The organism is Flagellimonas sp. (assembly GCF_965601775.1).
Taxonomy (GTDB): Bacteria; Bacteroidota; Bacteroidia; order Flavobacteriales; family Flavobacteriaceae; genus Flagellimonas.
The window spans coordinates 254420-278234 of sequence record NZ_OZ271837.1; the positions used below are offsets into that span (position 1 = coordinate 254420).

Genomic DNA, 23815 nt, shown 5'->3' on the forward strand with positions numbered 1-23815 from the left:
TAGACTGTACCAATTAATGTAAACAAGTCATGGAATGTTACGGGTCATATGGAATTATTATTTTCCAAATGAGCCAGGGACAACGGCAGTTTGTAAGAAAGAGGTAAATCGGGAGTTGTTAACTAGCACTCCTTTTTTTCCAATAAATAATAAAGAGAAACAAGCAGCATGCTGCTGAAATACCTATGTAGAAATAATTGAATGGAGATGAAATGGATATGGGTGACATATCGCCAATCATATAAAAACTGCCCCAATAAAAAGGATTGGACCGTATTCCATCTGAAGACTCCAGATAAGCTAGTTTGGCTTGCTGCAAAGCTTTTGATTTGGTCATCCCCTTTTCCAAATTACGATAGAACAATCCCATTAACTCAGGCGTAACTTTATCTGAAACCTCCCAAGCACTTAACAATAAACTTCTTGTGCCGGCATATTGAAATGCGTTACCAAGACTCATGATTCCCTCTCCTGTATGAACTATCCCTTTTCCGGTCTCACAAGCGCTAAGCACTGCCATATCTGCAGGCAGGTTCATGGCAAAAAGCTCATGAACGTACAATTTATTGTCTTCTGTTTGGGTTTCAGAGTCTGTAAAAAAGAGCTTTGAGTTCTCGGGGTTGTTGTCATCTACTTTACCATGCAAAGCCAAATGCAGAATGGCATAACCTGAGGCATTCTTTTTAAAGTTTAGTTCAGTGGCATTTGAGCCATAGAAATACTGACCGTCCATGATTTTAGCAATCTGTCGAATTTCCTGTCGCGTTCCCGGAAGATCTTGTCCCTCATTGCGAAGGGTCCTTAAACTAATACTTTTGCCGACCCCATCATTAGAATTTGTGAAGGAAAATGCCAAACACTCATTGCGCCTATTTGATTGTGAATCATCGTCGTTTGCAAGAACCAGTCGTGCTGAATTGGCATAACTTATGGCATAATCCTTTAACAGATATGGTAAATCTTTTGGATTGTTTGAGTCTGTTACTGAAGTTAATAATAGTTCAAAATTTAGATTCCAAAGAGCGTCGTTGGGGACTATGATCAAGGTATCGTCCTTTAGCTCGGACAAAATAGGTTTCACTAGAATTTGATAAAGTGCATGGGCTTTATCTTTGTAGACTGGGAGGTTCTTCTTCGCGATGGCCGCATTAAAAGCATCTATCATGTCCTGAAAATTGTTTCCAGGTTTGGACTGATGAACAGCAAAAGCTGTTTTAGAAATCGTACTGATATAAATGGTACTATCGCCGATGAAATAATCAACCAAGGTAGTATTTAAGGGCAATTTTTCTTGAATGTCCTTCAAACGCAACTTGCTGACCGTATTGTTTATCTCAAAATAGGATGGTTTTTCAGTCTTAAGGGCTTGCATTAACGAATCATACTGGGCATTCAATTGAAAAAGTTGTTTCTTACTTTCTTCAATTTGTTCTACGTTTTTGCTGTCTCCTTTTTCTTTTTCCTTTTCTATTTGGGAAAGATGTTTTGCACGGTTTCGTCGAATGCTATTTTCTAAACTAGTGAATTCGGAGTATTCGCCAAGATTTCTTTTTTCAGTCTTGGCAAGCATTTCCTTAAGGGTATTCGATTTGCTTTGTTCCGAGAAAAAGAACACCTTCTCCAAATAATCAAAATTTTCTGTTACCTCAAAAAGGAGTGAATAGATTTTTATAGCTTCTTTAGAGAGCTCTTTGTAGGTTTTTGCGTAATCAATTTTGTCCTCGTACTTATCAATCCGTTGACGCATTTGTCTGTCAACCTTATCCAGCCGGTTGAAGATTTCCTTGGCATCATTTAAATAGGCTACCTTCATACTTTGTTGATATTGGGAGCGTTTCACCTTGGCCTTGCCTAGAAGGCCTTGCATAACTAGGGTTAGATTATCAAAGTCGTGGGTGACCAACTCATCCTTTTGGGTATCTTCATATATATCCTTGTAAATGGACAGTACCTTATCAAAATAAAAAATAGCTTTTTCCGGCTCGTTGAATTCTGCATAACAAATCCCCTTATTTAAATAGCCTGAACACACCGCTACATTGCGTTCTCCATACTTGTCGAGCTTAATTTGGATACTTCTATCAAAATTCTCTATGGCCTTTCTTTTGTTCCCCATACTAGCCAAGAGATTACCCATTTGCTCATAGGTGTTGCTTAAGAACTCATAGTCTTCTCCGTACAACTCCTTACCTATTGCTATGGATTTCTCAAAATTTTGCATTGCCAATTTGTCGTTGCCAAGCTTCACATATGTCCCTCCTATATTGGCATACCTGGGAACCATGGTCCAATGCACTTCGCCATAATTCTTCACGTAGATATCATTTCCCAGGAGATAGTACTCTAATGCTTTTTCATAATCAAAATCAAAATAATAGGCCAAAGCCAAGGCCGTATATGCCGATCCTATTCTGATATGGCCTGGGTCAAATATTTTTTTGGAAATATCCAATGATCTTTGGGCATAGTGCAGCGCATTGTCGTTTTCCCCTAAACGTGTGTAATACTGACTGGCATTATTGTACATTAAAATCATCCAATTGTTCTCTTCCCCCATCTCTGCTATGTATAAATTAATAGCGTTATGGATATGTTCAAGCGCCATTTCGTTTTCATTTCTTTTGGAATGGTAGGAGGAAAAACCAATTTCATTCATTGCTTCCATGACCTTGTCCCTTTTCTCAAACTTCAGCAATGTGGCTTTTTCGTTTTTTAAGTCTTCAATTACTTTATCTGGTTCGCCCGAAATGCTATGTATCTTTCTAATATCACCATAATAACGTGCCAGGTTTTTTAGGTTCTCTTTTGGATTACGGTCGCATATCCGTTTAACGCTGTCCAGTAAAACAAGGGCGTTATCGAATTTTCCCAACCAGGCTGAAACATAAGCCGTTCTTAGGTAGCTCCATCCAAGGTCCTTGCTGTTTTTATCCAAGGTTTTTTGATGGATGGCCAGACCGCGCTCCATATGTTCCAGGGATTTGGGAAGTTGGGATTTGGATTGGTAATAATATCCAATTAGCTGCAATGCATGGCCTTCCTCCGCAGATTGCACAATCCGTTTTTGTTTTAGTAATTCCAATACCTGTTCTGCCTGCTGCCTTGCAGATTCAAAATCCCGTAAACCATTATGGCATTCCCCCATAGCGTTTCGGGTTTTTGCTATTTTCTCCCAGGCTTCGCTCTTTTGGTAGATTGGCAAGGCAAGGTTTAACTTTTCCATTGCGGGCTCAAATGCTTTTTCCTCTAGTAAGGAATCCGCTTGTTGATACCAAAAATCGGCTTGGCTGGTTTTTTGGGCTTTAGAAGTAAATACGTAAAAGAAAGTAAGCCATAGTAGTATGGTTTGCGTAGGTCTCGGTTTCATTTGGTGTAGTAATTTTTATCAAGATACCGTTTTGATGGGAAATTTCAAAACGGGGGGTGAAAGGTATTCCGTTAGAAAACAAAGAAGTATAGTTTTGAGTCCTGAAGTGAATGACCAAATGATAGATAAATAGGACTTTTATTTCTTACCCATATATTTTGGATAGCTCATTCCTAAAGGTTGCCAACCAGGGTGAGCCCAAGACTACTATATAAAAAAAGCTGACTCCTCTGAATTTCCTCGGTATAAAAAGCCTCAGGTTTCGTTATGGTCTTCTCAATTTTTGCTCTTATCACCACCAGTTATAGAATGGCGGGAAGGGGTGATTAAATCAAAAACAATATTTCAAAACAAAAATTGTTAAAACAAGTAACCCGACATAACTTAAGACTAGTTTAATGTAATACCTTCCTTTAGTGGGTTCAAACTTACTTTTCAACCTTTCTTCTTTCATATAAAAGAAATATCTGATACCAAAAAAAGAATAGGCAACAAGAAAAAAAACTATGATTTGATTTCTGGAAAAATTTATTGGACCTATAAACGAAAAGTTGGCGTAAGAAAGCAGATAGGTGTGTAAAAATATGGCTAAAGAAACAACGGATACAGCATAAATTCCAGGCATATCATCGTTCCTTTCCTTGTAAAAAAGAAAAACCTTGAAATATATCCAATCAAATAAAAACATCATGTTTTACCTATCAAAACATACTAAATCCATGCATGATTTCCCGACCATCCAGAGGCATAAGATGTAAGCTGTTCCGGCGTATTGGTTCTAAAACCGTTCTATCCGTAAATATAATCGCACCTTTTGCAACAGTATAACCAGCCACAACAATCCATCCATAGCCAGGTACAAAACCAATAATTCCAACAACTGTATCGGCTCCATTCTCTAAATTAAGTCCATTAGTTCCAATGTCATGGATTGACAATGCCACTCCTAATCCATTTGCTAGAACCCCTGTAGCTTTAATTACTTTAACCGTACCCGCCTTAAATTTAAATCTCTTAACCTCAGAGGCAATCATCTCCTTGGTATACCCTAATCTGGAATTTCCTTGCCAAACTGCTTTTCCATCAGGTGTTAAATGATATGACTTTGTAATACCTCCCTTATTTAGCTTACTAGAAAGAAATTTATTTTCCTTAACAGCTTTTTGTATTTTTTCAAAATCAAATACATCGGATGCCGCATCAGCACTTACACCAACTAATAAGGAGCCTTTTGATAACATATTGTTGAAACTATCAAAGTCATAGGTGCCGCCAACTAGATGATCAGGTGTGCTACCCGTCAGTTCTATATCATCAAGTACAAATCCTACAGAATTACTACCCCATCCATTCTTGGAGTATGTTAAGGTTCCATATTCGGGATGTTCGTAAGTATCTCCGACTTTTGCATTCTTTGGACATTTCGTACATCTACCATCGCTATCCGTAAAAGCAATAGGATTGTTTGCCATCCCAAGATATGGAGAAACAAATTCAGACATAGGGTCCGTAGTTAACCATCTTCCAATACGGGCATCCCATAATCTAGCTTCGAAAGACTCCTTTTTTGTTTCACTGTCTTTTTCCTGACCCTGAAATGCATAACGATAACCCTCTGGACCTAATAGACTCCGATTTGGCATAAGCATACCAAAAGGATAATAATCTGAGTAACCTTCTTCTATTGCGACGTTATTGTTTTTAGTAAATAAAGATCTCACATTTCCCAGATGGTCAGTTAACTCGTAAACATACAATCCATTGTTCGATTGTCCTCTATACAAAACACCGATACGTTCCGAACCGTAAATTGGAAGTTCTTTGGGAGAGCCTTCTTCATAAATTGCCATAACAGTCCCTGAAGCATCACGAATATAAAAAGTATTACTAATAAATTCACCACTAGTATTGAAGGTTTCTTTACGTATTCTTTGATTTCTATCATTATAATGGAATCTTACCATTGGCAAGTTGTTCTTCTGAATTTCAGAAACCAAACCTATGGTATTATAGGAATATGTGATAGCCTCCGCCGTATTACTTATTAATTCACCGATAGCATTGTAGCCATAATTGTTTGTACCCTGCGTGCCAATGTCATCTGCCCCGGAAACGTCCCCAGCAGCATCACTTACCTGTACTAATTGGTTAGGCCCATCTTGTGGATTGTTTTTATAAGTATAGGACAGATTGTCCATAGAATTATCCCCATTTTGGGAGCCTTTGTTACGTATCAAACTTTGGATATTCCCATTAGCATCGTAGGTAATGCCAGTCACATCATAATCCCCATCACTAAAAGTATCGTTGTTAGGATTAATGGCAATGGTCACCGTGGTACCGCTTTGGGCATGAAATCCATCTGTCAGCTGTACACTTTCCGTAGCCTCCAAATTTGCCGTAGTACTTCCTGTATATGTGCTATTATCCACCAAATTTGGTGGGATAGCAGTTCCACCACTACCTGTAACACCAGGATTATAATCTGCTCCGGTCAGCCAATAATTCCTATCATAGCTATATACATACTCTCCTTCACTTGTGAGCTCATAGGCATTGTTCCAACGAATTCCCTTAATGTTACCATTCAATTGGTTGGTGCCATATTGGGAATTGGCCAAATTCGGTACATTCCTAGCAAAGTCGTTATTGTAGTAGTCAAACTGCATTCCAAAAAGGTCATTGGAATCATTTCCAGGATCGTCCACAGCATTTAATCCAGGATGGTTGATACTTTTTAACTGACCTTCAAGGTTGTATACATAGTCTATCCCTTGTACTCCAGCAATTTCTTTTCGTTTCAACCCTCCAGTTTCGTAATATTCATAGGTAGCTTGTGTGCTGAAGTTCGTTCCATCCAAGGAGGTTTCAACCAAGGTCAACTGGTTTTGAATATCATAGGAATACCTATGTATAAATTGCTCACCATCCACTCCCTTTTGGTATGTCATACGAGTGACCAAGCCTGTTGTTGGGTGATATTCATAGTCAATGGTTTTGGTTCGCTGCTCTGGGATAGCTGACATGCTTTCTATTTCTTGGACCATCCATTTTACTCGTCCGTAAATATCATAAGCATACCAGGTTTTACTTTGATTGTTAGAAGTATAGGCAATATTTCCAGACACAAAACTTTGTGAAGGATAACTTGAAGACCTTGAGCCTAATGCTATGCCAAGAGCATTATCATCACCAATATCATAAGTGGTAAATTGTTGTTCCTTTTTGGTCCCTGAAGGAGTTATATTATTATCTGGGTCGGCACTTGTAAATGCCGTACTTATGACCACTCCACTTTCAATCGGGCGACCAAAGGTATCGTAATTTGTATAGGAAAATTCGGCATCGCTAAAGTTTCCATCACCATTGGGATCTTTTTGTTTGCTATTTTGGGAATACCGGATTTGTCCATCTTCCCTGTATTTGAACCAAGTTTCTCCTTTATCTGGATTTTTGGTGTGTACTAGCTGTCCCAGAGCATTGTATTCATACTCGGTCATGGGTTTAGTGGCCTTGGTGGTTCCCAAGGGTTGATAAGAGCGTACCAAACGATCCGCCTCATCGTACTCATTTAGACTGTAATCATAATAATTCACTCGATAGGTTACAGAGATACTCCCTGGTGTATAGTTTTCAGTATCACTCACCGCTACCCGATAGAAGCCACTGGGCAAGGCTGATAATGGTATAACCAGTTCTACATCACCAATAAGGCTAAATACCTTTACAGCATTGTTATTTGTTGTGGACAAACCTGTAATTCCCTGAGGAAGGTGAACATCCACATACCCCTGCTCTCCAATAGGAATACTCATGTTTCCAGAGATTGGACCTTCACCACTTCGTGCGGCGGCAAGTACCTTGCCCTCCAAGTCAGTGAAAACTACATTTTCTTCCCCATGGACATCACGGGAAATGGTCTTCGTAGCTTGTATGTTTCTATAACTCGTTTCTCCAAAAGCTACACTCAGAGAAAGCTCTTCAGAAATGGGCATAGTAAAGGAATAGGCTTGTGGCCATATATCATTTGTCGTACTGCCGTCGGCATCCATATCCGGTTTGTTTCCTCCCAATACCCGCCAAATGCTTCCAGGGTTTAGTCTACTATATAATGTTCTGGAGAAAGGATACTGGGTAATATCTTGGTAATCATTACCAGAATAAAAAGTGTCCGTGTTTTGGTCGCTATAATACCATCCAACCGTGTTGACGTTATCTCCAACAGGTGCTGGATTGGTCAGATTGTTTTCAAAATCTACTGAACCGTAGGCCTGGTTACTTCCGTTTTGCATAAAATTGGACTGATATGTAAAAGTGCCTTGAAGCCCATTAGGCGCACTTAAAGATTGGATAGCAGGTCTACCATGGGAGTCATACAAAACTTGGGATGCCCAGGTTCGATTGGTCTCAATATCCAGACTTTGGCTTTGCTGAAGTCTGCCCAAATCATTGTAATACATTTTGGATGATACTTTAAGGGTACCATCAATATCATAGGCTTTGGAGGCAATCCAATTTCTATTTTCGACAATTTCTCCAGGTGGACAACCAGAATTTGCAGATGTTCCAAAACTATCGGGGCAGAAGTCGTTGTTATTATCTGCCCAGCCACTTCCTGGTGAAGTACAGCTTAAGAAAGGGGTTCCGAAACGATCTCCCAATCCGTCTCCGTCAGAATCAGGATACCAAGCAGTTGAAGTAATTGGCGTAATGGTTATCTGGGCCGTACGAACCAATCCACAATTTTCCTCATTGGCGGTTACGGTATAAGTTGTAGGACCACCAGCCAAGGGTGTCACCGTTATGCTTTCAGCCCGCTCGGTATCGTTCCAAGTGGCATTTGTTCCATTCACTGTGAGTGTAACCGGTGTTCCTGCACAAATATTGGTCAAGTCGGCAGGAACCGTGGTGATTTGTAAGGGTACCGGGTTTACTTGCGTAATGGTTACTGTATCGGTAGGTGGGCTGCTTCCGCAAGAATTTCCCTGATCAGGAGTAATTACATAGTAATCACCTGCCGTACTTACCTCCCAAGATAGTTGTTCTCCAAACTCATTGGAAACCTGAGTACCAACCAAAGTTGTTCCTCTATACAGTGCGTAGGATACATCACGAGCAGAACCTGCTAAACTTAGGGTCGTAAAACCACCTGTACAAAAAGTTTCACTGGAGGCATTTAAAGGTGGTGGCGCGGCGGGAAGGGGATTTACAAATATAGTTTCCGAAAGTGTTGTCGTATCGCCGCATTCACTGGTTACCACTACCGAAATGGTTGCTGTGCTATTACCAAAACTAGAACTCCAGTCAACCGTGGCATTGCGGCCAGAATCATTGATTGTGCTAGATCCAGCAGAAACAGACCATTGGTAAGTATTGGAATTTGAACCTCCCGTAATATTAAAGTTTGTAGTGCCTGAACCTTGGCAACGAGAACTGGCGCCTTCATTGTTGAGTACAATATTGCTCCCCAAGCCCTGGAGAGATGTTATTGTGACTGTATTCCCTGCAGGACCTTGACCACAGGAATTGTTTGGATCGGAAGTTCTCACATAGTAACTGCCCGCTGTAATGTTAGACCATGATAATTGTTCGCCAAATGCTGTTGAAGTTTGAAAACCCTGCGAAACTCCATTTTTGTATAAATGATAATTTATTCCGAGGGCAGAGCCTGCTAGGGTAAGTGTAGTAGATGAATCACTACAAATTGTAGCATCTTCCGCACTCATGGGTGGGGGTGCTGAGGGAGATGGGTTAACTACAACACTGCTCGTACGTGTGGTACTTGTACCACACTGGCTGGTAACTATTACCGAAATAGTAACTGTACTGCCACCAAAGCTGGGATTCCAAGTCACTGTAGCATCCCTACCGGAACCTGATATCGTGTTTCCTCCGCCGGATACTGACCATTGGTATGTATTGGTGCTCGAACCTCCCGTAACGTTGAAATCTTGGGTCCCCGAACCTTGACATCTTGTGCTGGCACCTTCGTTGTTAAGAACTATATTGCTTCCCAAACCTTGCTGGGAGGTTATATTGACGGTGTTCCCTGCTGGGCCGAGTCCACAGGAAGAACCTGGGTCGTTGGCTCTAACATTATAGCTTCCCCCAGAACTCACGGACCATGATAACTGTTGACCAAACTGGGTAGAGGTTTGTGAACCAACCGATGTCCCATTTCGATACAAGGTATATTGAACACCCAAAGCAGAACCAGCAAGCGTAAGGTTAGTTGAAGAACCGCTACAAATGGTGGTTTCCGAAGCGCTTAAAGGAGGGGGCGCAGAAGTGGCCGGGTCCACCACAACACTTCTTGTTCGGGTAGTACTGGTTCCGCACTGACTGGTTACCACTACCGAAATGGTGGCCGTACTGCCTCCAAAGCTGGGATTCCAGGTCACTGTGGCATCCCTACCTGAACCTGATATCGTGTTTCCTCCACCAGACACGGACCATTGGTATGTATTGGTACTCGAACCTCCCGTAACATTAAAACCAGTGGTTCCTGAACCTTGACATCGCGTGCTGGCACCCTCGTTGTTGAGAACTATATTACTTCCCAAGCCTTGCTGGGAAGTTATATTGACGGTGTTCCCTGCGGGACCTAGGCCACAGGAAGAACCAGGGTCGTTAGCTCTAACATTATAGCTTCCCCCAGAACTTACGGACCATGATAACTGTTGACCAAACTGGGTAGAGGTTTGTGAACCAACGGATGTCCCATTTCTATACAAGGTATATTGGACACCCAGAGCAGAGCCAGCTAGCGTAAGGTTAGTAGAAGAGCCACTACAAATGGTCGTCTCCGAAGCGCTTAAAGGAGGTGGTGCCGAGGTTGCTGGGTCCACGACAACACTGCGGGTGCGTGTAGTGCTTGTACCACACTGGCTGGTCACCACTACCGAAATGGTGGCCGTACTACCTCCAAAACTTGGACTCCATGTCACGGTGGCATTTCTACCTGAACCGGATATTGTGTTTCCTCCGCCCGAAACAGACCATTGATAGGTATTACCACTGGAACCTCCCGTAACATTAAAACCAGTGGTCCCAGAACCTTGACATCGTGTACTGGAACCTTGATTGTTTAAAACGATATTGCTGCCCAAACCTTGTTGGGAAGTAACCGTAATTGTACTGTTTGCCGGTCCAAAACCACAGGTATTGCTAGGGTTTGAAGCTCGGACATAGTAACTACCGGCAGTCATGTTGGTCCAAGATAATTGCTGTCCAAATTGTGTTGAAGTTCTAGAACCTACTGATGTCCCATTTTTGAATAGGGTATATTGTATACCAAGGGCTGACCCCGCCAAGGTAATGGTTGTTGATTGTCCACTACATAAAGAAGAGTTGGAGGCACTGATTGGGGGAGGAGTTCCAGGAACATCCCTTACGGTTACCGACCTAGAAGTAGAACTACTACTATTGTTATCCCCAAATGCTGTTACCGAAACCGTAGCTGTCCCTGAAAAGTTGCTGTTCCAGCTGACCAAGCCCGTGGAACTATTAATGCTACCAGCAGAGGAAGGACTTAATGACCAACTGTAGCTATTGGCATTCGAAGCACTAGCATTGTAATCAGAGGATCCACCTCCTTCACAACGCGAGGTAGGCCCTGAAGTAATGCTAACCGGACCGACAACCGTTCCATTTACCGATACCGTTCTTGATGGATATAGACTTTGAAAGGAAGGCATAATAACCACGGTAGCCCTAACTGAAACGCTTCCCACCTTTGTGAATCGTATTTGCGCAGTGGAGGTACCTTGACCCGATACAATGGTATAATTAGAACTTGAGGACCAATTAATGTTTACAACACTTTGAGCACCACTCACACCCACAGAAAATGTGCGGGTATCCCCTACATTAATGGTACCTGAAGGTGATGGCCCACTAATGGATGCGGACTGTGCATTAATTCCAAACATGCCGAGCAGACAGAGTAAAAAGGTAAGCGTATATAACTTGGTTATTGATTGTTTCATGGTCAGCTACTTTATTTTTTGCGTTTTGTTTTATGCGTGTTTATCCTCCCAATCCTTTTGGATAGTAATTCTAATGGAATCAATTACCCCCTAAATCCTGATAATTGTATTGATGATTGCTGGTTTGTTTAAACCCTCCTGTTCCTGCGCCGTTAAAGTCCACTACTTCAGTATATGTATTGGATAACCTTCCAGCGGAATCGTATTCATACCGAGTGCCCATATTGTTAGGCCCCAAAATATGAGTGAGTTCGTCCCATGTGTTATAGACATAAGAGTTCACACTGGAATTGACAGGATGTAGTCTAAAATCGTCAACATATAAAGTTCCTCCACTGGTAATGACCTCAACATTTTGCGTTCCACTTACTGTGAAATAGTAATTTAATTGAACCCATTCCCCAGCCCTTACGGTTTCACCAAGGGTTGGAGACACCGTTGTAGAGCCTACTCTGATACGTGTATCCAAATGGTTCCCAAACCTCGACCAAAGGGAAACTTTATATTGGTTTATTTTACCTTCAGTTACGGCAATCTGGAATGCATTCTGTCCTGAAGTAATTCGCAAGGATTTAGTTCCAGTATGGGCATAGGTTGAATTTTCCTGAGCGGTTCCCTTAAGGACTTCGCCTCCAAAACTAGAACCATTTAAGTCCTCCGCACCTGAGTAAAAAATCTCATTATAGCCCGCATTTCCGGATGCGAATATCTTGGTGGCATTGTCTCCCATTTTGGTCGATGCGTAGGTGTCGTTAATGTCTTTTGCCTCCAATGGTGAGGACCAGACATCGTAGCGGGTGGTTTCCGATATCTTTTGCCATTGCGGGTTGGTCTGCTCCGTACCATTCCAATTGAAATCCGAAGAGGTAATCTCTTGACCAAATGTCCCTTCTGCATCTAGAGTATCATCCCAAACATAGGATTCATGTTTTCTCCAAATCCCGTCAGTGGTTGGAGAAGTATCTGCGTTATATTGGGTAGAATTTTTCCATGTGGTCACTGTAGCGCTGGTGCTCTTCGACTGTGCAAGTGAACCTACACCGACAATCATCATGGCTTCCTGGGTTAACATATTTTTGTTAGCGAAGGCAAAACTTTTTGGCCCCATACCTGCATACACCTCATAGGCTGGAATTCGAGATTCGTGCTTGTACGTTCCATCTGCCAATAAGGTGATGCTTTTTCGGAAGCTTCCCAAAATGGGGTCCACTTCATCGTATTCTACACTTGTGGTTAGCCCATTGGCCTGGTTGGTCACCTTTTGCAGCATATTGCTATAATCTGTTCGGGTAGATATGCTCAACAATCTACTATCTAGGTTTATGTTATTAACACCATCCGTATTAGACTGGAAAACAGATTTAAGGCTGTTGAATGATTCCTGAACATGTCCTTTTCCAATTTGTGCCAAGGGTTGCCCATTGATATAATCATAACTTACTTTTGAGATGGCATGTCCAAAAGGATTGTATTGTGTTATTTCTTTAAATTGGCCTAAAATCGCAGTATTTACATGGACATCAATAGATTTAGACGTTATATCCCCTTGACTTTCGGTTAATACTGAAGCCTCAAAGAGGGGGTTTTGATTGAGGTTGCTTTCAAACTCTTCGTGACCTTCCAAAACTATATTCTCCCTAAAAATATCTGTGGCAGGTTGAAGCGTATAAAAATTATAACGGGTATAATCCAATATGTCGCCATTACCGTCCTTTCTAAAAAGCGTGACATATTCATATTGTACACCGGGACTTGGGAGTTCCGATTGATAAGGAACAAACTGGAGACCATCTAAGGGAGCAAACGAAGTGATTCCGGAAGATACCCCAGCTCTTTCATGTCCCTGCGGGAAAGTATAATCATACTCCAAAACTCCTACATTACCATCACTGGAAGCGGTCTCAATTTTCGCAACTCTAAGCCCTCCTCCCATTTCGTTTTCTGGAACCTTGTTGGCCAGAAGACGGTATGTCATGGAGTGTGCACTTTGTTGACTCCCTATATCCCTGCACTCACCGCGAATCCCAGCTTGAAAACGAGGTGATCCCTGTCCATCCACTTTTCCATAATAATATAGTTGAGATGGGTTGTTGCTTATGGGTGATGCGTTAACATCACTAGGACCCAGATAGAAGTAAGTGTTTGGGTTAACCGCGATACCTACAGAAAGAATCATGGTATTATTAGGTAAGATATCCTCTACAATCATTGGTGTCATTATTTCATCAGCACACGAAGATTGTTTTATACTCTGAGGAATATCATCAATGGTCCCGGGTATATTGACCCAATTTTGGTCGTCCGACCCAATGAATTTATCTTCACGTTTACAAACCCATAGATCCAAGTAAACCCTTTCACCGATTGTAAAATACTCTGTAAAGTCAGTCACATAGTCTTGTTCAATACCTGAAAGATTCTGGACATAAATTTTTAAATCCCTGTATCCGATAAAGCCATTGCCATTGCAACCCCACGTTTGATTGGGGTCATTATATACAGAAAATTGGAGGTTTTCTTCCCAATATCTTCTTGAGAACGCTTCGGTCCAATAACTATCCTCTTGGTAGGTTAGATTGATAGTGGCTCCTTGAGGTAGTTGTATACTTTTTAGGCTCCAGCGGTCTTCATCTCCTTGGATATAACCCCAGTTGTCTACATACTGATTTTTTCTTTTAGTGTATGCTCTTCTGTATTCTGTATCGTCATCGTTATTTATACCAAGATCATTCATTAGTTCTTGACGAATTCCAGCTAATGAGATATTTTCTTTTTCTTCATCATAATACTCGAACCTGTAAGGAGGCATATAGTTTGCACCACCCTTGCCTAAAAATTGTACTCGGTCCAAGGTGAGTTTTCCTTTAAAAGGATTTTGAGTTGTAACAATGGAATTAGGAGAGTTTTTGGCTAAGTCATAGCTATGTTGGAATCGAATTTCTCGCAGTACATTGGATTGAATTCCTGAAGCAGCAAAATCATTGACGTCAATCACATTATCTTCTTGATGAAGCAGGTATTCGTAGTTGGCAGAATATGCATTCCGAAAATCCGGAGAGCGCCATGTTCCATTCACTATCTGATTTTCTTGATAGTTGGACAACCCACTACCCAAGTTACTGCCACTATTACTTTGTAAACTTCCCGCAAAATCATTTTTCACCAAAGCAATCTTATCCAGTCTAAGGGTATATTCCTGCTCATAAGGAACGAATAGCTCCCTAACATGCAAATTTTCATCGGATTGGTTTAAACCGCCTTGATTTCCAGTAGCACCGATTTCATCTGGACCATTGCCCCCTATACCAGCGTTGGCATTGGCGAACGAGTATCTAAAAGTTTTTCCCACTGCATCATGTCGAATATCCTTAACGAAAAATGCTGTATGCTCCCTGGATACAATTTTATTCAGGTAATACAGTTGTTTCCGCCCAAAAGAAAAATATCCAAAATCCTCATCATCAATTTCTGATAATCGACTTGTAGTATATAATCTTGCTTCATCCTCGTATGGTTGCTTCCAGGTATATCCATCTGACCATTTTCCATAGTCCAATCTTACCCAGTAACCATAGTCATTTACTCCTACCTTACCATCTCCATCATTATCCACGTAGTCGGGACCTGTAACCGCCGTTAGTAACCAATGAGTTGCATATTTATTATACTGACGGCTTTCAGATACATCATCCGCATCATAGGGGTCCTGGTTTGCCGTTCTAAGCAGGGTTCTTTTTACCGTTTCATAGTGATAAACCGGTATGGTAAAATGATAGGTTTTTCCATCTGGTGATGTGATTTTATATGCTCCAATACCATCGGGGTCAACAATGTTCGCATCGTTTCGAACTGAAAAAGGAAGGCTCTCAGGTTCAGCTACCCCTAAGGCTTGACCACCACCATTCGGTAACTCCCCATTTGTAAATACTTCAACGTAAGAAGGGGTAGTTGCTCTCTGATTCAACCCACTTTCAAAACTGGATTGAGCAGGAGGAGGATCATTTACCAAATCATTTAAAGAGTTTCCAACAAAGCTGGGTGTACTTGGTGCAATCACTTCCTGGGAGGAAAAACCTCCTTCAAAATACATTTGCATTTGATTATTGGTTAATCGACCAAATTCCCTTGTGGATGCTGTACCGGTATTATGATAGAATACATGTTTTTTCTTATTGCTTTCTTCAGTATCGGAGGCATCAAATCCTCGATTAAACAGAGTAACATTGTCGAAAAGCCGAGCCTTTAAACGTCCATTCAATCCGTTGGCCTGTACCTCAAAATTATCATACCCCGCATACGTAAAGTTTAGCTTTTCCTCATTAGGTCTAAAATCAGTAATAAACTCCTTCTCTTCCTGTGGCAAGGCTTGCTCATATACATCCATATAAGCATACCGATTCTGATAATCTGTAAATACGTTATCCGGAGAGAACGTAGCATTTGATGGAAGCGCAGCTGAAGAGTACATGGCTCCATAGGCGGTATCTTTATACCCTTTTCTCAGCGAATAGGTAACTTTTGTTCTTCCAAATTTTAGGAAAACCGGTATTCCGATTCCCTGTCCAGAAATCTTAAACCCTTGGTTGCTTACTGAAACGTCATAATCACCGGAAGAAAAACTGCCCATGCTAAGTCCGCCACCACCAGTAATCCCTTCGGCGCCACCACTACCACTATTTATTGAGAATGTACCATTTGTATTATAGCCTATGCCTATACTTGAAACTCTTGCAGAGTTACCTTGGGTAAGTCCAAGATTTCCTGATGCGGACCAACCACTTGAAGAATATCCCGCACTCGCATTTATCCCTACTTTTGAATTGTTTCCTAGCCTTGCACTGGCATAGCCTCCAACATAATATCCACCATCAGTACTGGCATTTGCGCCAATCCCGACATCCAAGTTGTCCCCAGTACTTATTGCACCGAGGTTACTCAGGCTAACACTTGCACTTACGGAACCGGAAATTCCTTTATTTCCTCCCCATGATACGCCAACGCCTGCTTCAACGGGTCCAGCGGCAAAACCAACACCAATGTTGTACGTGGTCTCAGCATCCTCGTATGAGATAAAATTGACCGCCGTTCCACCTTTCCAATCGTCTGGAACACCAATCTGCTGTCTATTTATAGCACCAGTGTTCAAATACCATCCCAATCCCGCCCAAGATGCGTCCAAAGTAGAGGTTATCCCTGCGTGGTATCCAAGGGTTATTGGAAAGCCATCCACATCCATTAAGGGAAGGGAATAGGCTAGGTCGCCAGAGGCCAAATTGACCATATCAGTTGCGTCCACGGGCTCAAAACCTGCAGCTTCCGGCGCATTGGGTCCCGTATTGGAAGCCATGATATAGTTGACTGGCATAAGACTTGGAAGAAAAGTAAACGTTAGAAAAACCGCTATGAGTTTGTGGCTGAGTTTAGTAGTGTTCTTCATGGTTGGTATTTTATGCAGTTCTTTTTTAGTTTATGTGTTTGTTTTCTATAAATCGAAACTTAAGGTGGGTTGTTCTAGAATAGCTCTTGAAGGCACTTTAAACGTTACCTGACCTGTATACAACCCAATGTCTTTTAGTGTGATTTTGAAAGAATCATTCTTGAGTAACCGCTCATCTCTTTTCACCACTAAAAGCAGTGTGTTTTTTCCGTCCAAGTCATACATTCTTGGGAAGATGCAATCGGCTACCGGAAAAGTTTGACCCTCCTCATTGTAGATTTTAATGTTGTCACCCATGTTGAAAGCAAGGTTCTTTAATACACGTTGGTATTTGCTCCTATCTCTCAGGGCTGCGGTCAGAACTTCCCGATTCTTATAGGACATTGAAAGGTTGAAATACATATATCCCGAATACTTGTCTCTGAGATTCTCAACTTCATCTTGTTCTGGGCCTATCGGAATTTCTTGGGCTACCAACAAATCTGTGGGTCTGTATGTTAAAACAAAATCAACACCATTAACCTGTTTATGTTTTGTAAACCCATGTTTTTCTTCCATAACATAAGCCAGCAAGTCCTGTTTGGTTTTGAAAACCTTCTTATGACAAGATTGTAAGACAAAACTGCTTACAAACACCAGCAAAAATGTATTTAACCTGCAAAAGGACTTTAGTGGATATGTCTGGAAAATGCTTTTCATCACAAAGCCTTGTATGAGTTGTTCAAATCCTCCAAAATGATCTCGGTCAAGTCAGAAGCTTCCTCTGCATACATTAAATTTCCGTCACCCTTTGCTCCCAAAATGATTCTATAGCCTTCTTGCTCGCCATATTCCTGGATATAGTCATTGATATCGTTAATAACCGTTTGGGTCAACTTTTGGTCTTCTTCCTTTAGCTGATTTTGAATAGCTTTTTGGTAGTTACTTATTTGCTGCTGCTTGTTTTTAAGTAACTCTTGCTTTAGTTCGATTTCCTTCTTGGTCATGGAAAGTCGTTCTTTCTCGTATGACTTTAAATCCGTTTCCCATCCCGTCATCAAACTGTCTACATTTGCTTTTAGGGTTTCAGCTTTTTTATTGAATTCCATTCGCTCAACCTTGGTTCTTTCATATCCTTCTACCAGCTTGTTTATATCAACATATGCCAGCTCCGATTTTTGAAAATGGGTAAAAAGTGTGAAAATGCTAAGGGCAAGGGCGCACAACGCCAAGGGTAAAGTCAACTTGTTCATCCTTTACTTTTTTGTGATTAATACAATGTTATTTTTCTGATTGTTTGTCTTCGAGCTTGGTTATTGTCTTATCCATCGATATAATGTAAAGCGTCAATTGCTCAATTTTTTCCAACAACCTTTTGTTCATTTCTCCAAGCTCGATTCCATTCTGTTCTACCTCTGCTGCAGACGGGATATCCTCCAAATGCCCATTTTCTTTGATATAGTTTTCTACTTGTTTCAAAGAGGGCAGGAAATAATCTGATTGAAAAACATAATCGGGCCATTGGGATTGTGGTTGTATTTTTAACTCTTCAGCAAGTATTTTCCCATTTACTGCAAGACGATATCCAGAGGGTATTGCAGTTGTTCCAATGCCAATGTTTCCTGAAGTATAGGAGATATTATTTCCTGATTCTGTCCACAAGCTACCCGAGGGTGCAGAAGCTGTGCTAACGGACAATACACTACTTTGGCTGCTTTCATTGCCTGCGGCATCAACTGCTGAGACATTGAAATCATAACTCGTGCCGGCCGACAAACCTGTGACCACATGATTTAAAGTCGTTATTCCACCTGCCTGTAGGACACCGTCTTGATATACATTATATCCTACAACCCCAACATCATCTGAAGAAGCCGCCCAGTTTAAAGAAACAGAAGTTTCAGTGATTGAACCATTGGAAAACGATGTGGGAACGGAAGGCGGTGTAGTATCTGCTGGAGTTATCAAATCTCCCTCTACCACAATATTATCAATGTTATAGGTCTCATTCCCATAGCTGACCCTGAAATCAACTTCGATTCTTATGGTGTTCCCATTTAATCCAGTAATGGATTGTGTTTGCGGAGTAGGAATATCATCAGTAATGTTGGCAAACTGAACTCTAGAACCACCGTCAAGAACATAATATCCTCTTACATAGTCACTGGTTTCTTTTTCGCCGTCTGCAGCATCTCCAACCAAATATGAAATGTTGATATTGGTATGGTTGCTGATATCAATATCCTCAGAAACCCATGTAGCGTTTGAGCCACCATTAATTCCTTGAAAAGCGAACAACCCATTTTGAACTTCTGCAGTACCACTTGGTGTAATCGAAGAACTCCATGATGTAGAACCGTTATCCGAAGTAGCTCCATTTGCCAAGCCTGTAAAATCTTCTTGCCAGACAATATCAGCAAATGGAAATGAAGTGTTCTGAATAGTACTTTTTTCTGGAGTCAAGGAGATCTCACCTTTTGATTTTTGGATATGCTCTTTGTTCCCTTCTAGATTTTCAATTCTTTTATTGTGTTGGATTACGTATAATGTCAATTCCTCAACCTTTTCCAGCAGCAATCTATTCATCTCCCCAGCATCAAAACCCGCTTTACCTACAGTTTCTGCTGAAGGTATGTTTATAAGATGTCCGTATTCTCGAATATGGTCTTCTACCTCTTTCAAACTTGGAAGCTCATAATCTTTTTCAAAGACATAGTCAGGCCATGCGGATTGTAATCGCACCTCAGCCTCCTCACTAAGTACGCCCCCTTGTATTGCAAGACGATATTCATTAGGTATTGCTGAAGTTCCAAAACCCACACTACCTTGGGTATAAACAAGGTCTCCATTTGAGTCTGTCCATGGTGTACCACCTCCTTGGGCGAAAGAAATCGAGGAGATTGAAAAGAGGACTATCTGTATAGTCCAATACAATTGCTTTTTCATTTTCAGGTTGATTTTATTTAAAATTTGTTCTCGTAATCCTTTCTATTCCCTAGAAAAGCTTGAAGTACTTCCTATTCCGATATGAAAATTGCCAACTATGATTTAGTTGGTTTCGATTGGTGTTATGAAGTACATTCTTGTTAATGAATGTTAAAAGCAACCCAAATGTTACCCCCTAGAAGTAATTTTTTTTTGACAAACATTTTTTTTGGCCGGTATTTCTTCAAATAATTTCTGAACAGGAAGGACATTTTTTAATACCCTGATTTACAGAAATATCTTCTTAAAGTGTTGTTTTAAATGGGGTGGAATTTTGCTTGGACCTGTTATGATTAGCGCGATAAACCTTATTTTTAATTCTTGGAAAATCTTCAACACAAAGAAAATTAGGGTAACACTTATCCATGCCATAACATTAATAGATGACTAAAAGAGAGGAAAGAGAGGATATATTAGATTTTGTAGCTGGAGATAAAGAATTATTGGAAGATATCTATTTCAGATATTATCCCGTTGTCAAAAGCTTCGTTACAAAAAACTCTGGAACCGAAGTTGACGCCAAAGATGTATTTCAAGATGCTTTGGTTTTCACTTACCAGAAATTAAAATCTGATTCTCTTGATCTCAATTGTTCTTTGACAACCTATATTTTTGCAGTGTGCAGGAATATATGGATGAATACACTTAGAAAGCGGAAAAAATCACTTGAATGGAAACAAATTCCAGAAATTACGGATGAAATTAACTCTGATATTATTGAACGCCTTGAAAAGCAACAAAGACAGACTTTGTTTCACAAAAGCTTTTTGAGCTTGGGTGAAACCTGTCAAAAAGTATTGAGATATTTCTTTTCTGGTAAAAGCATGATAGAAATTTCGGAACTAATGGACTATAGTGTGGGATACACTCGGAAAAAAAAGTTCGAATGTAAAGCGAGACTAATTGAGATTATAGAGGGAAGCCCTCTTTTTAAAGAGCTTTATAAGAATGAGTAAACACAAACCCAATAACACTCCCGATTTTTTTGACCTTTTGGAAGATTACCTAAATGGGAACCTTTCAAAAGATGAGAAGCTGTCCTTTGAGGAGAAACTGAATGCAGATCCTAGTTTGAAAAATGAGTTGGAGAAGCATAAACTATTGCACGAAGCAATGGCTGATTTTGACGCGATTGATTTCCGTAAAAGAATTCAAGAGGTTGAAAGGGGTTTTTCTGTTGAACAAAAGAAAAAAAGAAATAAATGGCTTCTTCGAATAGCAGCATCACTTATCATAATAGCAGGAGTAGGGATTGTATGGACAATAAATGAATCCAGTGAGGATAATTTATTTAAGGAAAACTATGCACCTTACCCTGTAGAAGACGTCCAAAGAGGAAGTCAGGAAAAAATTCCTCCCCAAGTTTTAAATGATTATTCCAGCGGGAAATATGGCGAAATAGTATCCGTTCTCGAGTTGCTTGTCCAAAAATATCCGGAAGACGATAGAATTAAAATGTATTTGGGCACCACTTATCTCGAAGAGAATAGGACACAAGAAGCTTTAAGTGTATTCAAAACCGTCGATGACCGTGCTTATGGAGAGCATGCCTTATGGTATATTTCTTTATGTTATCTAAATCTGGAAGACAGAGAAAATTGCATAAAGACATTGGATAGTCTAATTACCTATAACGGCATATATCAAAACAAAGCATTGAGACTTAAGAAAGAATTAATTAAAAGCAATTCGAACACCACCGATAATTTGATTTCCAAATAGGTGAATCACGTATTCGGATTGTGAAACAACAAACCGAATATGACAAAGAAAATACCAGCCATAAATTTACAGGAAACCCTGATTGTATTGGCAATTATTGGAATACTCCTTCTGCTGGCCCTACCCAATTTGATGCCTCTTATATCCAAAGCTAAAAGTGTAGAGGCCCAAGTACAGTTAAAAGCCATTTACAATTCTCAGACTACATATAGGTACTTGCATAGCAAATATTCCCAAAACCTGGAAGAATTGGACTTTGAGGCTCCACAGACTGTAAAGGAAAATGGTACCGCAAATTATGTTTACCAGATAGTAAGTGCAGAAAATAACGCTTTCATTGCACGCGCTGAAGCCATTACCGACTTTGATGGAGATGGGGTATTTAATGTATGGGAGATTGACGAAAACGGCAATCCAAAACAAACAATCAAAGACTAAGATGCTCGTATTATACTTACTTACTATACTATGTCTTTGCTACATAGTGCTACAGGATTTTAAGGAACGTCAAGTGTATTGGTTTCTATTCCCGCTTCTTCTGATACTGCTCATAACAATTCATTCCATAAAAGTGCATGACAAATACATCTTGTTCCTAAGTGTAGTTTTCAATTTTTTACTTGTGAGCACAATACTGTTGATTCTATACCTCTATACGCGATTAATTCTTAAAAGGCGATTTGTCAATTATAGCTTGGGACTTGGGGACATTCTTTTTTTTTATGCTTTTGCTTCGGGATTTCCCATTCTGACTTTTAGTTTTCTTTTCGTCTTTTCCATCTTCTTTTCCCTTCTTTTTTATCTGATTTTCAAAAAAAAATTATTTGCCCAAAGCATTCCTCTTGCTGGATTGATGGGCATCTTTCTCGCATCTACAATTTTGTTGAACCTATTACTGGAAAAACCCCTACTTCATGTCTACTAGCTTGGAAAAAAAATTATCCATTCATCCAGAACTTTTGCAAAAAATTAGTTCTGAGCAAGCATTCTTCTACAGAATAGTTCCAAAGGAAGTAGAAAACGAGGTATTGGTATTTTGGACAGATTCCAATAACACGGAAAATCTTAGTTCAGAACTTAGTATCGTCTTAAATCATCAGGTTAAACTGGAACATCTCCCCTCAGAAGTTCTACAGGACTACCTGACCGCCAATTATCGGCAGATAGCGCATCAGGAAAAGAGCGAGCTTCATTACTCCCCAGACTTCTTGGAAAGACTTCTGGCCAATGCAAAGGCCATTGGGAGCAGCGATATACATTTTGAACCCTACGAGGAAATCTGTCGAGTGCGTTTCAGATTAGATGGTAAATTGATGGAACAGTCCACAATTCCACTAAATGAATACCCATTAATCATTAACAAAATCAAAATCCGGTCGAATCTGGATATCGCAGAAAAGAGATTGCCTCAGGATGGTAGAATAAGTATGAACACGGACAATTCTAAGTTTGATATTAGGGTGTCTTCCTTACCTACCCATTTTGGAGAGAAAATTGTACTTCGCATTCTTAATAAGGATACTCAATCCGTAAAATTGGAAGATTTGGGGTTCAATGAAAATGAACTTCGCACTTATCTGGAAGCCATAAAAAAACCCAATGGAATTCTACTTATTTCAGGGCCAACGGGTTCTGGAAAGACCACCACGCTTTACGCAACATTAAAATTGCTCAACAATGCTAAGACCAATATTTTGACTATTGAAGACCCTATAGAATATACTTTGCAGGGAGTAAATCAGGTGCAACTGAAAGAGCATATTGGTTTGGACTTTTCAAGTGCATTAAGAACTTTCTTAAGACAAGACCCTGACATAATAATGGTAGGTGAAATTAGGGATGCCAAAACAGCCAATATGGCAATACGGGCAGCCTTGACCGGCCATTTGGTTTTATCTACTATTCATACCAACTCTGCATGGGCAACAATTTCAAGATTAATTGATATGGGAATTCCTCCATTTTTGGTTGGAAACACGCTTAATATTAGTCTTGCCCAACGTTTGGTAAGGGTATTGTGTAGCAGTTGTAAACGTGTTGAAGGGCTGGAGAAAGCCACTTTCCCGAATAACTATATACCACCAAAAACGCTTACGCGTCATTTCGTCCCGTCGGGATGTCAAAAATGTCATCATACAGGATATAAGGGAAGGCAAGCTATCTATGAAATAATCCCAATCACAACATCTTTAATTCCAATGATAAAAGACAACGTCCATGAAATAGATGATTATTTAAGCGAAAATCAAATCCACTCCTTACGCGATAATGCTATAAGGCTGGTTCAAGAGGGAACTACTTCTATCGAAGAAATATTCCCAATGCTAATTAATTGAT

Annotated in this window: 11 protein-coding genes; 5 read left to right on the plus strand and 6 right to left on the minus strand. The window is 40.4% G+C overall.

Going from position 1 to position 23815, the window contains the following annotated elements:
- Positions 1–118: 118 nt before the first annotated feature.
- The 6 genes from ACSLUF_RS01245 to ACSLUF_RS01270 all read right to left on the minus strand — a co-directional run bounded on the left by ACSLUF_RS01245 (position 119) and on the right by ACSLUF_RS01270 (position 19717).
- Positions 119–3367 carry a CHAT domain-containing protein gene (locus ACSLUF_RS01245; protein WP_435624316.1) on the minus strand — a complete coding sequence of 1083 codons (3249 nt, stop codon included), beginning with the start codon at positions 3365–3367 and terminating at the stop codon, positions 119–121.
- Between the two features lie 701 nt (positions 3368–4068).
- Positions 4069–11355: an RHS repeat-associated core domain-containing protein gene (locus tag ACSLUF_RS01250; RefSeq protein ID WP_435624317.1), complete on the minus strand. Its 7287-nt coding sequence runs from the start codon at positions 11353–11355 to the stop codon at positions 4069–4071.
- A 79-nt stretch (positions 11356–11434) separates the two neighbouring features.
- Complete coding sequence (locus ACSLUF_RS01255) at positions 11435–16792, minus strand: hypothetical protein (RefSeq protein WP_435624318.1); 5358 nt, start codon at positions 16790–16792, stop codon at positions 11435–11437.
- A 45-nt stretch (positions 16793–16837) separates the two neighbouring features.
- Positions 16838–17350 carry a hypothetical protein gene (locus ACSLUF_RS01260; protein WP_435624319.1) on the minus strand — a complete coding sequence of 171 codons (513 nt, stop codon included), beginning with the start codon at positions 17348–17350 and terminating at the stop codon, positions 16838–16840.
- A 140-nt stretch (positions 17351–17490) separates the two neighbouring features.
- Complete coding sequence (locus ACSLUF_RS01265; RefSeq protein ID WP_435624320.1) at positions 17491–18024, minus strand: OmpH family outer membrane protein; 534 nt, start codon at positions 18022–18024, stop codon at positions 17491–17493.
- 28 nt (positions 18025–18052) lie between these two features.
- Positions 18053–19717, minus strand: coding sequence for a fibronectin type III domain-containing protein (locus ACSLUF_RS01270; protein WP_435624321.1), 1665 nt, complete (start codon positions 19715–19717; stop codon positions 18053–18055).
- 422 nt (positions 19718–20139) lie between these two features.
- Here ACSLUF_RS01270 and ACSLUF_RS01275 point away from each other — a divergent pair, with 422 nt between their 5' ends.
- The 5 genes from ACSLUF_RS01275 to ACSLUF_RS01295 are packed head-to-tail and all read left to right on the plus strand — an operon-like array spanning position 20140 to position 23814.
- Positions 20140–20712, plus strand: a complete 573-nt coding sequence (locus tag ACSLUF_RS01275; RefSeq protein WP_435624322.1) for an RNA polymerase sigma factor — start codon at positions 20140–20142, stop codon at positions 20710–20712.
- Positions 20705–21478: a tetratricopeptide repeat protein gene (locus tag ACSLUF_RS01280; protein WP_435624323.1), complete on the plus strand. Its 774-nt coding sequence runs from the start codon at positions 20705–20707 to the stop codon at positions 21476–21478. The genes ACSLUF_RS01275 and ACSLUF_RS01280 overlap by 8 nt, the downstream gene beginning before the upstream one ends.
- A 39-nt stretch (positions 21479–21517) precedes the next feature.
- Complete coding sequence (locus tag ACSLUF_RS01285) at positions 21518–21916, plus strand: hypothetical protein (RefSeq protein WP_435624324.1); 399 nt, start codon at positions 21518–21520, stop codon at positions 21914–21916.
- 1 nt (position 21917) lies between these two features.
- Entirely contained in the window at positions 21918–22403 is a 486-nt protein-coding gene (locus ACSLUF_RS01290) for a hypothetical protein (RefSeq protein WP_435624325.1), read from the plus strand.
- Positions 22393–23814 (plus strand): GspE/PulE family protein, encoded by a 1422-nt coding sequence (locus ACSLUF_RS01295; protein ID WP_435624326.1) that lies wholly within the window; start codon positions 22393–22395, stop codon positions 23812–23814. Before ACSLUF_RS01290 ends, ACSLUF_RS01295 begins: the two co-directional genes overlap by 11 nt.
- The last annotated feature ends 1 nt before the right edge of the window (position 23815 follow it).

Bases quoted from the DNA above. Each gene is read 5' to 3' on its own strand.
- ACSLUF_RS01245 (WP_435624316.1), bottom strand. From the start codon at position 3,367: ATGAAACCGAGACCTACGCAAACCATACTACTATGGCTTACTTTCTTT.
- ACSLUF_RS01250 (WP_435624317.1), bottom strand. From the start codon at position 11,355: ATGAAACAATCAATAACCAAGTTATATACGCTTACCTTTTTACTCTGT.
- ACSLUF_RS01255 (WP_435624318.1), bottom strand. From the start codon at position 16,792: ATGAAGAACACTACTAAACTCAGCCACAAACTCATAGCGGTTTTTCTA.
- ACSLUF_RS01260 (WP_435624319.1), bottom strand. From the start codon at position 17,350: ATGGAAGAAAAACATGGGTTTACAAAACATAAACAGGTTAATGGTGTT.
- ACSLUF_RS01265 (WP_435624320.1), bottom strand. From the start codon at position 18,024: ATGAACAAGTTGACTTTACCCTTGGCGTTGTGCGCCCTTGCCCTTAGC.
- ACSLUF_RS01270 (WP_435624321.1), bottom strand. From the start codon at position 19,717: ATGAAAAAGCAATTGTATTGGACTATACAGATAGTCCTCTTTTCAATC.
- ACSLUF_RS01275 (WP_435624322.1), top strand. From the start codon at position 20,140: ATGACTAAAAGAGAGGAAAGAGAGGATATATTAGATTTTGTAGCTGGA.
- ACSLUF_RS01280 (WP_435624323.1), top strand. From the start codon at position 20,705: ATGAGTAAACACAAACCCAATAACACTCCCGATTTTTTTGACCTTTTG.
- ACSLUF_RS01285 (WP_435624324.1), top strand. From the start codon at position 21,518: ATGACAAAGAAAATACCAGCCATAAATTTACAGGAAACCCTGATTGTA.
- ACSLUF_RS01290 (WP_435624325.1), top strand. From the start codon at position 21,918: ATGCTCGTATTATACTTACTTACTATACTATGTCTTTGCTACATAGTG.
- ACSLUF_RS01295 (WP_435624326.1), top strand. From the start codon at position 22,393: ATGTCTACTAGCTTGGAAAAAAAATTATCCATTCATCCAGAACTTTTG.